The 917-nt window shown below is 34.0% G+C and carries 1 protein-coding gene; it reads right to left on the bottom strand.

Annotation, left to right across the window (positions count from 1 at the left end):
* Positions 1-204 precede the first annotated feature (204 nt).
* On the bottom strand, positions 205-765 hold the full coding sequence (locus ACFIJZ_RS09925; protein WP_375627055.1) for a hypothetical protein: 561 nt from the start codon (positions 763-765) through the stop codon (positions 205-207).
* Positions 766-917: the final 152 nt, after the last annotated feature.

Genomic DNA, 917 nt, shown 5'->3' with positions numbered 1-917 from the left:
CTAGTTCCAAACTTTAATTACATTTCCAATACGACTTATAAATTGTCTATGTTAACACCACAACAATACATGGCATCACTACCTTGGCACCGTAGAACATTGGAGAGACTCCGTTATTATTGGGAGTACGGAATATGGCTTTAGCTATTAGGATTATTCACGAAAGCGTTCTTTCTTTGAAAAATTTTTTTCAAAAATATCGTTCTATTCATCATTACAATAGGAACCAAGATAAAAATTAGCTTTGAGTGTTTTGGTTGGATAGTTTGGAGAAGTATGTTCTACAATGATATTTATAGGCTGTATTTTAGATGGATTGTACATTGCAAAAATGAGTAAAAATGTTAGTTCACTTTCACCCTTGATACTAAATAGATCACACCACTCATTTTGGATTGGGTTTAGTTCAGGAGTTATCAAGTTGACGTGTTTTTTTTGCGTTTTAATGAAGATGTCTTCTGTTTGTTTATGCAATTCTAGGTTGGATTTAAGATATGAAACATGAACAAATTCAAAGGAGGTCTTTTTATCTATCCATATATGGTTCAATCTAATCATCTGTTTTGTAGGATTATAGAAGGTAACTTGTAAATGAACCAGCGATCCTGAGATTATCCTTAAAACGCTTTTCTTTGATGGGATAACACTACCATATTTTGGTTGGGGAATAGGTCTTAGTTCCAATTTGGCTCCTAATCTTCGTTCTTCTTGCTCTTTGTACTTAGTGTAAACTGAAAAAATTGTGCGAATAAGATTAAGAGGCATTTATTCTCCTATTTCAGAAATAATTACTGCTGAGTGCTTTTATAAAACACATTTTGTATGGAGTTGCGTGGTGATTAACACGATTCTTTGTTTTGATCTAGGTACCAAAACGGGGTGGGCGATACGTGGTGCAAGTGGTGACATGTTCAGTG

Source organism: Bartonella sp. CL70QHWL, assembly GCF_042194855.1.
In the GTDB taxonomy this organism is placed as follows: domain Bacteria; phylum Pseudomonadota; class Alphaproteobacteria; order Rhizobiales; family Rhizobiaceae; genus Bartonella.
Note: the sequence above shows the minus strand (reverse complement) of the source record. Positions and strands in the feature narration are given on the sequence as shown.

Coding starts and splice junctions, on each gene's coding strand:
- ACFIJZ_RS09925 (WP_375627055.1), bottom strand. CDS start 765: ATGCCTCTTAATCTTATTCGCACAATTTTTTCAGTTTACACTAAGTAC.